8 protein-coding genes are annotated in these 10,526 nt (G+C 38.3%); 6 read left to right on the plus strand and 2 right to left on the minus strand.

Translation table 11 applies throughout. The features are described from left to right. Positions 1 to 66 precede the first annotated feature (66 nt). The 6 genes from M9426_RS05705 to M9426_RS05730 all read left to right on the plus strand — a co-directional run bounded on the left by M9426_RS05705 (position 67) and on the right by M9426_RS05730 (position 6,853). On the plus strand, positions 67 to 2,223 hold the full coding sequence (locus M9426_RS05705) for a SpaA isopeptide-forming pilin-related protein (RefSeq protein ID WP_250341609.1): 2,157 nt from the start codon (positions 67 to 69) through the stop codon (positions 2,221 to 2,223). A gap of 110 nt (positions 2,224 to 2,333) precedes the next feature. Beyond that, positions 2,334 to 3,560, plus strand: coding sequence for an MSCRAMM family protein (locus tag M9426_RS05710; RefSeq protein ID WP_250341610.1), 1,227 nt, complete (start codon positions 2,334 to 2,336; stop codon positions 3,558 to 3,560). 39 nt (positions 3,561 to 3,599) lie between these two features. Next, positions 3,600 to 4,598 carry a class C sortase gene (locus M9426_RS05715; RefSeq protein ID WP_250341611.1) on the plus strand — a complete coding sequence of 333 codons (999 nt, stop codon included), beginning with the start codon at positions 3,600 to 3,602 and terminating at the stop codon, positions 4,596 to 4,598. Continuing rightward, a complete protein-coding gene (locus M9426_RS05720; RefSeq protein WP_435405872.1) occupies positions 4,585 to 5,412 on the plus strand; it encodes a class C sortase in 828 nt (275 codons plus the stop codon). Before M9426_RS05715 ends, M9426_RS05720 begins: the two co-directional genes overlap by 14 nt. Continuing rightward, positions 5,402 to 6,232, plus strand: coding sequence for a class C sortase (locus M9426_RS05725; RefSeq protein ID WP_250341613.1), 831 nt, complete (start codon positions 5,402 to 5,404; stop codon positions 6,230 to 6,232). The genes M9426_RS05720 and M9426_RS05725 overlap by 11 nt, the downstream gene beginning before the upstream one ends. Before the next feature lie 378 nt (positions 6,233 to 6,610). Next, positions 6,611 to 6,853 carry a type II toxin-antitoxin system RelB/DinJ family antitoxin gene (locus M9426_RS05730; protein WP_250341614.1) on the plus strand — a complete coding sequence of 81 codons (243 nt, stop codon included), beginning with the start codon at positions 6,611 to 6,613 and terminating at the stop codon, positions 6,851 to 6,853. A gap of 64 nt (positions 6,854 to 6,917) precedes the next feature. Here M9426_RS05730 and iadA read toward each other — a convergent pair whose 3' ends face one another. After that, positions 6,918 to 8,102 (minus strand): beta-aspartyl-peptidase, encoded by a 1,185-nt coding sequence (gene iadA, locus M9426_RS05735; RefSeq protein WP_250341615.1) that lies wholly within the window; start codon positions 8,100 to 8,102, stop codon positions 6,918 to 6,920. A 12-nt stretch (positions 8,103 to 8,114) separates the two neighbouring features. Then, entirely contained in the window at positions 8,115 to 9,827 is a 1,713-nt protein-coding gene (gene yfcC / locus M9426_RS05740) for a putative basic amino acid antiporter YfcC (RefSeq protein WP_148465108.1), read from the minus strand. Positions 9,828 to 10,526: the final 699 nt, after the last annotated feature.

Consider the following 10,526-nt stretch of genomic DNA (forward strand, 5'->3'; position numbering starts at 1 on the left):
AACTATGCAGTAAATTCTTATAAAAAATTTAAAACAAGGAGTTATATTATGAACAAGAAAAAAATTATGTCACTAATCATGGCATTAGTGATGCTAGTGGGAGTATTTTCTCCACTATCAGCACTAGCGGTTGGCGAAGAAAACGCACAAGCTAGTGATCCGAAAGAAATTAAGGTAAATGTACACAAAGTATTAATTAGTGAAGATGCTTTAAGTAAACATAATGCACAAAAGAAGTATGATCCTACTAAAGCAATGACACAAGAAGAATTGAAGACATTTTTTGGCGACAAAGATGTTAAGACAATTGATAATGTATATTTCATAGCTATTAAAGAAAATGAAACTGGATATAATGACTTCGACTCCAAAACCAAAGAAGAACAAAAAAATATAATAGAATCTTTAGATGCAGGAAGAAAAGGAAAGACAGAAAATGGTGGAATTAAGACATTTAAGCTTGCAAGTCCTGGAAACTACAAAATTTATGAAGTTAAATTTATGTCTGAGTATAAGGGTCCAAAAGGAGAAGTTTTAACAGGTGTTAAAGCAATTCCAGTTGATTTAAAACTTCCTGAACATGCTAGAAATGAAAATGGTATACAAAATGAAATTCACGTATATCCAAAGAACTCTGAAAAGAAAGTACAATTTGACAAGAATTTTGCTAAAGAAAATGGTTTAGAAGCAATTACTGACCCTAACACTTTAAAAGATGTTGGAGCAGTTTTTGATAATTATAAAAAAGAAAAAGCTAATGCAAAAGCTGAAGTAGGAAAAACAATTCATTATGAAACAAAAGCTTTTCTTCCAAAGGATTCAGTTTATACAAATCTTGATTTAAAAGACTCTATGGACAAAGGCCTTTTATATGATAGTGTAACAGGAGTAAAAGCAACAGTTGATCCTACAAGTGTAACATTAGACGCTAAAGATTATACAGTTACAAATCAAGCAAATGGATTCTCACTTACTTTTACAGAATCAGGATTAAAGAAAATAAATGATGCAGCTAAAACACAAGATGTTACAGTTACATTCACATATGATGCTAAAGTAACAGCTGATGCAGTAGTTGATAATCCAATGGATAACCATGCATCATTTATTTACAATCACAAACCATCTAATCCTACAAGTGAAAAAGTTAAACCGAAGAATAATGAAATCACAGTTACAAAAACATGGGGATCAGATGGTAAAGGAACTGCACCATCAGAAGTATGGGTTAAATACCAACTTTTAGATGAAAATGATAATCCTGTTGCTGATGTAACATTCAAAGATAAAGATAATGTTGATAGAACAAATCTTGGAAATGGAATAACATTTGAAAAAACAGGAGAATTTTCAGGTAAATTTAAAGGACTCAAGGCAGATAAAGAGTATAAAATTAAAGAAATTGTTAATGGTTATGAACCAGAATTTACTGTAAATAATACTGATGGAACAGTTACAATAAAGAATAAAGTAGTACCAAATATAATCACACCTACACCTCCTAAGGTAACTGTTGGTGGAAAGAGATTTGTAAAGACTAATCAAGATGGATCAAAAAGATTAGCTGGTGCTGAGTTTAAGATTAAAAACTTAAACAATGGAACAGATAATGGTAAATTCCTAAAAATTACAGGAACAGATAATAACAATGCTTATATAACAGCAGAAAAAGCTTACAATGATGCTATACAAGCAGTTAATGATGCATTGAAAAAGGGCGAAATTTCAGCAACAAATAAAGTAACAATTGACAGTCAAGATTATGATAATAAAGAAGCAGCTATGAATAAAGTAAAAGAATTAGAAGATGCTAGAAATAAAGCTTTTGTAGGTGCAAATCTAAAATATGAATGGGTAGAAGAAAGTAAAGCTACAACATTTAATACCAATGCTGATGGACAATTTGAAGTTAAAGGACTTGCTTATGGTAAATATCAAGCAGTCGAAACAAAAGCTCCGGCTGGATTTGCACTTCCAACAAACGGTGGTACATTTGAATTTACAGTTATGGAAGGTTCTTACGATGGAAAACCAACTGGTGTAGAGGCTGATCATATAGGTTATGCAGATAATCAAGATACTATTCAAGGCCAAAAGATTGTTAACAATGACGTAACTATCCCACAAACTGGTGGTATGGGTACTGTTCTATTCACTGTTGTTGGTATTTCTCTAATGGCTGGCGCTGTTGTTGCTATGAAGAGAAACAGGGAAGAAGCTTAATCTTATTAAGTAAGATATTTTGAGATTTTCAATCTCAATTAAGGTTTAATTATTTAAATCTATGGGAGGGGGCGCCCCCTTCCTCTACATATTATGATAGAGGGGTAGAGATGAAGAAGAGAATTAAAGATTTGATAATTTTATACATGATGGTAACTATGGTCTTCCTACCTCTTAATGTTTTGGGAGCATCATCTGTTACCATCGAAATTCACACCAGAGAGGACCTGACTCGTGAAGACTTGGAGGGTAGGACTCTGGGAATATGGAAGATTAATGAGAATTTTATTGACACTAAGATGGATAAGACTAATCTTGTGGCAATACTTGATAAGCTTAGTGAGGATGAACTGGATAGGCAGCTAGTTAATAAGGCTGACAAGTGGATTTTAAATCCTAAGGAAGCTAATGATTATAAGTCTGTCTTAAATCTTGAGCCTGGCACTTATTATTTAAGGGAGCTAGGGGGCAAGGACAGGAAGAAGTTCATTGAGTCTGCTGTTTTTAATCCAGCTGAGACTAATATTGTGAAGGTCAAGTGGGGCGAGAGAAAGACTCCGCCACCTCCACCACCTCCACCACCAGAGTTTCCACCTCCAGAGAAGCCACCTCATGAGCCACCGACTCCACCTAATTCTGTTCGTCTCTTTAAGTACAGTGACGAGGGAAGGGGTCTTGTTGGTGCTAAGTTCCAACTTCTTGATGAGGATGGGAATGTGGTGAAGACAAGGGCCTTTACTATGGACCCTAAGGGGACTGAGGAGGTCTTTGAGACTGACAAGAATGGTTTTATTGTCATAAGGGATCTTGAGCCTGGGGTTTACTTCTTCAAGGAAGTGGAAGCACCTAAGGGTTATGAGATTGTTAGTGAGAAGAGTCAGTTTGTTATTTTTGAGGGCCAAGCTGCTAAGCTAAGTGTCCTTAACAAGAAGAAGCTTGGGTCTTATAATTTCTACAAGACTAATGAGAAGAGAGATGTGGGCCTTAGTGGTGCTGAGTTTGTCATCACGCAAAGGGTCAATGGTAAGGACCAAAGGGTTCAAAGAGATGGCAAGGACCTTGTTTTGAAGTCTGGTCCTGATGGCAAGTTCTTTGTAAGAGACCTTCCTTATGGGACTTATGAAATTTGGGAGACTAAGGCTCCCGAAGGCTACACTCTATTGCAGGGTTCTTTAAAATTTGAGATTAATGACAATTCTTTTGAAAAAGTCCTAATTATTGAGAATACTACTAAGCCACCTATTCCAAAGACTGGGGATATTACCCTTATTGTGCTTGTTGTTGCAGGGGCAATTATGATTGGGTTAGGTAGGTTTATGATCAAGGACAAGAATTAAGAGGGGCTCCTTGGGGGCCTCTTTTTTATGGGTGAATAGATGAGTAAGAAAAAGAAAAAATCTAATAAGTTATTTATTTTTATTTTTATTTTGGGTCTGGGGATCCTTTCTTATCCCCTAATATCAAATTGGTATTACAGGATTGAAGCCAACAACCAAGTTGCCGACTATAAGGAAGCAAGAGACCTCTTGAGTGAAGAGGAAATCCAAAGAAGGTTAAGGCTGGCTCAGATTTATAATGACAATCTGGGTAATGTTACGCCAAAGGACCCTTACAGTGAAGAGGAGAAGAAGAGGGCCTTTGACAATTATGCTCAGATGCTAGAGCTTAGGACCAAGATTGGTACTATTGAGATTCCTTCTATTGATGTGGACCTGCCTATTTATGCTGGGACTAATGAGGAAATTTTGCAAAAGGGTTGCGGCCACTTGGAGGGGACTTCCCTTCCTATTGGGGGTGAGTCTTCTCACACTGTTATCACTGCTCACTCTGGTCTGCCTTCTGCAAGGCTCTTTACGGACCTTGAGAAGGTGGAGATGGGGGACAAGTTTTACATCAACTACATTGGTGGTGTCTTGGCTTATCAAGTGGACCACATTGATGTCATTGATCCATCTGACTTTTCACAACTTCTTGTGGTGCCAGGCAAGGACTATGCAACGCTTCTTACTTGTACGCCGATTATGATCAACACTCACAGGCTTATTGTGCGTGGCCACAGGGTTCCTTATGTGCCTGAAAAGGACGACAAGGTAAGGGAAGATGTTGGCAAGAACTTAGATATTGATAAAAGACTTATCATTCTCTTAATTTTTGCTATAATTATCTTATTGAGGTTTATTCTTGATAGGAGAAGGAAGAAGAAGGCTGCCAAGAGGGAAGCTGATAGGTTAAAAAATATTGAGATGGCAAAGATGAAGGCTCAAGAGAAAGTGAATGAGAATTCTAGTGGGAATTTAAATAATAATTCAAATAATAAATCAAGTGATAAGGCAAGTGACAAGGAGAGGGGCAAGGGCCATGATGAAGAAGTTTAAAAGGAATTGGAAGATTATTCTTCTATTTATTGCTGGCTTTTTGATTGCAACTTATCCTATTTTCTCCAACTGGTATTACACTGTGGAGAACAACAACCAAATCGTGGACTTCAAGGAAGCTGTTGATGAGATGAGTCAGGCTGAGATTGACGAGAGGATTGACCTGGCTCGTGCTTACAATGAAACTCTTGACCCCTCAAAGCTGGCTGACCCCTACACTGAAAGGGAGAAGAAGGGTGTTGAAAATTATGCCCGTATGCTTGAGGCAAGGGAAAAGATTGGTTACATTGATATACCAAAGATCAACCAACAAATTCCTGTTTATGCTGGTACTTCTGAAGATGTTCTTCAAAAGGCTTGCGGCCACTTGGAGGGGACTTCACTTCCTATTGGGGGCAAGTCTACCCACTCTGTTATCACTGCCCACAGGGGACTTCCACAGGTCAAGCTCTTTAGGGACCTTGATAAGATGGAAGTGGGAGATGTTTTCTACTACACTAACGTTAAGGAAACTCTTGCTTATCAGGTGGACCAAATTCTCGTTATTGAACCGTGGAATTTTGATCCTGTCCTTGTTGTTGAGGGGAAGGATTATATGACTCTACTAACTTGTACGCCTTACATGATTAATTCTCACAGGCTGCTAGTGCGTGGTCACAGGATTCCTTATGTGCCAGAGGAAAAGGATGAGGCTGAAAAGAAGGCTAAGTTTAACTACAAGGACTTTATTGTGCCTGGTTTTGTTTTACTTCTTCTTATTCTTATTTTGTTAATTTACCTAAGAAGACGCAGGAGGAGACGTTATGAAGGCTAAGACAAGGGTCATAATTGGATATTTATTTATCTTGTTGGGGATTTTTATGCCCCTACTTGCCTTTACTTCTATGTCTTATAGGGAGCTAATGGCAAATAAGAATTATGCTTCTTTTAAGGCAAGAGACAGTCAAGTTACGGATGACTTGATTGACTACAATAAGAAGGTTATCAAGGGGGACAGCAATATTATCGACCCCTTTGACAATGAGGACTATGTGGGTGCTTATGATATCAAGGGGATTGACAAGGACGAGGTCTTTGCCTATCTCATTATCCCCAAGCTTGACATGAAGAAGCCAATTTATCTTGATGCAACTTTTGACCATCTTGACTGGGGTGTCGCCCAAGTTGAGGGGACAAGTCTTCCCCTTGGTGGGATGTCAACTAGGTCTGTCATAGCCGGCCACAGGGGCTGGTGGGGTGACCTCATGTTTTACAATGTTGACAAGCTAGAGGTTGGCGATGAGATCTTCATTGACGGTCGCACAGGTCTTCTTGAGTACAGGGTTACTGGGACAGATATAATTTCTCCTTCTGATTGGGAGTCCATCCTTCCAGTGGCAGGCAAGGACATGGTGACACTTCTTACATGTCATCCAAAGAGGCCACCAAGACCTAAGAGGCTACTTATTAATGCCGAGAGGGTCGAGGAAAAGAAGGCTGACGTGAAACCTGTGGTGGAAGATAAGACAGAAGTTAATTATTTAAAATATGTGATTTATCTAGTTACAATTATTGGTTGGCTTGCCATGGTCCTAGTTTTTATTAGGATGATGGGATATATTAGGTCTTCTAAGAGAAGGTCTAGGAGAAGATAATTGTGGTTTGATTTAGATTTTTGTTTATGAATTGTAAGAGTCTGGTTATGCCAGGCTCTTTTTAATGATAAGAAAAACAGAGATGAGTCTCTGTTTTTCTGATTTTGTGGTAAGAATAAAGGAAGGCAGATTTTTGCCAAGCAAAAAGCTCTTGCCCGAATATCTCATTCCAAAAATTGATGTTTTCTAAATCTCGACCTTCTAAAATCGCAAACTCGCTATCGCTCAAACAATGCGATTTTGTACGAAGGTCTTCGATTTGAAAACATGGCAATTTTTTACATAGGATATTCTTGGCAAGGAGCTTTTTAATAAAAATTATCTTGATTTTATTTTTATGTGATATAAAATGCTTGTAAAGAGATGGGGGATGGTTGCGTGGTAGAATTAATTATTGATGTCGATGATGGTCTGCTAGAAGAAGTCAAGAAGGTGTGCGAGGATAAGGGCCTTACCATTGATGATGCAATAAATATTTTTCTTAAAAAAGTTACAGATGATGGGAAGTTGCCTGATGAGATCGTAGAAGAACTTTTTTATTGCGATAAGAATATTGAGTATCTTGAAAGAAAGTATAGGGATTACAAGGAAGGCAAGTTAAAATTTATAAATCATAATTAAATTTTTGTAAAATAAAAAACGTGCAAGCTTAGTGTGGTTAACACATTAGTTGCACGTTTTATTTTTAAATATTTTCAAAGGTTCCTAGGACTTCTGGTTTTTTGTTTCTCACCATTACCTTGCCCAGGGCGAGGACTGTTTCTATTTCTAGGCTTTTTTCATCTAATAGGTTGATGTCTGCGTCGCATCCAACTTTGATTGAGCCCTTAGTCTTTAGGGACAATATCTTGGCTGGGTTTGTAGTAAGACCTCTTAGGGCGATCTCAAGTGGGATGTCTTCTTTAAAGACACATTCTCTTATGGCTTCTATTAGGCAAGATGATTTGCCAATGCCTAGTCCAATGTATTCGTTCTTTTCGTTGAACATTGGGAAGCTGCCTTGTCCGTCTGATGTGAAGGTGAAGTTGTCTAGGCAAATTTTTTCATCGATGATGCGTTTTAGGGCCTTGGATATCCTCACTTCGCCATATTCTTTTTCCCAGAGGTCGGGGTCGTCTGCACCAGTGAAGTCACAGTAGCCACCACGTTTTAAATATTTGATACTTTCTTCAAAGAGTTCTGGATTTCTGCCGCAGTGGGTTGGCAAAAATTGTGAAATTGGTATTTCTGTTTCGTCAACTGCTCGGTTGAGGTAGGCCAGGTTGGACTTGCCGTCGCCCATGTGGATATTTATTATACCAGCCTTGCCAGATAGCATGCCAGCAACTCTTACATTGGCAGCAAGTCTTATAAATTCTTCGAAGGTAGGTTGTGAAGACCTGTGGTCGGAGAGGGCGATTTCCCCTGCGCCGATTATTTTATCTATTGACATGATGTCCTTCATGACGTCGCCTGTTAGGGTTGGGGTTGGAACTTGATAGGCACCTGTGTAGATGTAGGATGTTATTCCTTCTTCTTCAAGGCCTCTTGCCTTGGCAAGGAGGGCTGAGGTATCTCTTGCAAGTCCATCTGTGCCAAGGGTTCCAACTACTGTGGTTACACCAGCCTTTGTTAAGGTCGTAAGGGTGATCTCAGGTGTTCTCGTCTTGAAGCCACCTTCTCCACCGCCACCAAGTATGTGGACGTGGGAGTCTATGAAGCCGGGTGTTAAAATTTTTCCACTTCCGTCGATTTCTTCCACTTCCATGCAGGACACCTTAAGCTTTATCTCGTCTTCTATGCCTGCAAGCTTGTCGCCAAGAATAAGGACGTCCTTTGTCCCTAAGAAGTCGGGGCTATAAACTTTTACATTTTTTATAAGTTTTATCATCTTCATCACTTCCTATTGGAAATTAATCATTACTGCAATAATTAGGATTATTGAGCCAAGTAGGAAGAAGAAGGCTTGCATCTTGATTTGGAATTTTGCCCACTTGGACCAGTCGATACCTGCAACACCAAGGACACCAATTAAACTTGCTGATACTGGTGTAAAGGCATCCATAAAGCCTGCACCCATTTGGTAGGCGAGGACTGCGATTTGTCTTGATAGACCAACGAGGTCAGCAAGAGGTGCCATGATAGGCATTGTCAAGGCAGCTTGTCCTGAGTTGGATGTAACTACTAGGTTGAATAATGATTGGAATAGATACATACCAATTGCTGCGATTGCCTTTGGAACTCCTGCGAAGGCATTGCCCATGGAGTAAAGGATTGTGTTTAAGGCTGAGAAGGAATTTGCATCACTGCCACCAAGTACAATTAGAATACCCTTTGCCATACCTACAACAACCGCAGTACCTGCTAGGTCTGCTGCACCTGATTGGAAGCAGGAAGCCATGTCGTTAATTGTCATGTTGTTTAGCTTGAAGATTACTGCTGTAAGGCCTGCCGCTAGACCCATTACAAAGAATTGGGATGCGATTTCTGGGATGTAGTAACCTTGTTTCATAACTCCCCAAACAATCCAAACTAAGACTGCTAGCATTTCAAGTAGGATGATCTTGTGGCCAAGTTTAAATTCTTGGGCTGAGTCGTCTTCTGCCAATTTTTCTCTAAATTTGTTATCTGTTTCATATACTACTGAGTGACTTGGGTTCTTGCGTATTCTTTCTGCATAGATCATTGTGTAGGCTGCACCAAGTCCTGTTACGATTACCCAGCAGGCAAGTCTAAAGCCTGCACCAGATAAAACTGGTATGCCAGCTATACCTTGGGCAATGGCAACTGAGAAAGGACTCATCCATGAAACTGCGTTGCCTAGTTGTGATGCAACGAAGGTAACTGTAACTGCAACAATGGAGTCGTAGCCAAGGGCAATTACAAAGGGAACCATGACCATGGAGAAGGGAATAACTTCCTCACTCATGCCAAAGGTAGCTCCACCAAGGGAGAAGAGGTAGAATAAAATTGGAATTGCAAATTTTTCAAGACCCTTTGTCTTGTTGATTACGGCGTAGATGCCTGCATCAATGGCACCAGTTGACATGATGATACCAAAGGCTCCACCAACAACTAAAAGGAGGGCAACTATACCAACTGCTGATCCGTATTTGTCTCCTGATACAAGACCTTCGAAGAGGTAGTTAAGGAAGCCAAAGCCGTTAAAGTCATCTGTTCCCCAAATTTTTGCAGTCTTATTGAGGTTGACAGACTTATCATAAAAATTGTCCCCATAAAGTCCGTAGAGGACATCATCTGTCAAGCCAACCTTGTCTAGGGCAGCTTGGTCCCAAGTGTCAGCTGGAGTCTTTAAAAGTTCTCCAAAGGCCTCTTGGTCTACGTCATTTTCCTCTAAGGCAGGCTTGTCTTGGTAAAGTTTTTCAAGATTTGCTGCTAAGAAGTCCTTGTTGAGGGGGTGCATGTACCTAAAGGTTTCAGTTTGCAAGACTGTTCTCGTGTCAATTTCGCCAGAGGCATTTTCGTATTCAACTTCGTGAGTTGAGAATTTACCAGCTGGGATTAAAAAGGTTAGGCCCCAACAGATAAGAACTACAACAAAAATAATTGCATAAGTGTGTGGCGTTTTGAATTTTGTTAAATCTTTTTTGCTCATAATTTTCTCCTTTCGATTTTAAATTTTATAATGATAAGTTAAAGATATAATTTTTGCTTTACTAAGCTAGCCACAAAAGTTTATATCTTTGTTAAATAGTATATATCAAAAGGTTTTCACTTTGTAGTAGTAAAGATGTAAAAATAAAAATTTTTCAAGTATTTATACTTATTAAGAAGTTGATAATTTTTGATTTTAGATTTTTGACTAAATTTATTTTGTTTGGCAAGTCTCTTGAAGGTCTTATAAAATTTTCTTGTTTATGAATGGAAAATCTTATCCAAGGAAGACAGATTTTTAACAAGCAAAATCAGTGGGCAGACTTATCAAAATTTCTTGCAGAAATTTGATTAAGTCTTAGCCAAGAAAAAAGGCTATGAGTTTTCATAGCTTTTCTTAGTATCTTTTCGATTTGCTTAGTTAATTTTTATCTCTTTAAAGATTTATCTATTGTTTTTATTTTGTTTTTAAATATAGTCTAGTTTTATATAAATTACGATAAAATACTGAAAAAGAATAACAAATTTAAAAGGAATTAGATTGCCATATTTAAGCCGTTTATTTAAGAAAAAAGCCAGTAATATTTTTAATTTTTCTGATCGTGATATCAATTGATAAATTATTGTATTTTGGTATATAAATTCAAAAGATAATTTGTTAAAATATAAAAGCTTGTCACTAATGATAAGTATTATTGTT

It is taken from the genome of Peptoniphilus genitalis (assembly GCF_023614525.1).
GTDB lineage: Bacteria > Bacillota > Clostridia > Tissierellales > Peptoniphilaceae > Peptoniphilus_A > Peptoniphilus_A genitalis.

Bases quoted from the DNA above. Each gene is read 5' to 3' on its own strand.
- yfcC (WP_148465108.1), bottom strand. From the start codon at position 9,827: ATGAGCAAAAAAGATTTAACAAAATTCAAAACGCCACACACTTATGCA.
- M9426_RS05720 (WP_435405872.1), top strand. From the start codon at position 4,585: ATGAAGAAGTTTAAAAGGAATTGGAAGATTATTCTTCTATTTATTGCT.
- M9426_RS05710 (WP_250341610.1), top strand. From the start codon at position 2,334: ATGAAGAAGAGAATTAAAGATTTGATAATTTTATACATGATGGTAACT.
- M9426_RS05715 (WP_250341611.1), top strand. From the start codon at position 3,600: ATGAGTAAGAAAAAGAAAAAATCTAATAAGTTATTTATTTTTATTTTT.
- M9426_RS05725 (WP_250341613.1), top strand. From the start codon at position 5,402: ATGAAGGCTAAGACAAGGGTCATAATTGGATATTTATTTATCTTGTTG.
- iadA (WP_250341615.1), bottom strand. From the start codon at position 8,102: ATGATAAAACTTATAAAAAATGTAAAAGTTTATAGCCCCGACTTCTTA.
- M9426_RS05705 (WP_250341609.1), top strand. From the start codon at position 67: ATGTCACTAATCATGGCATTAGTGATGCTAGTGGGAGTATTTTCTCCA.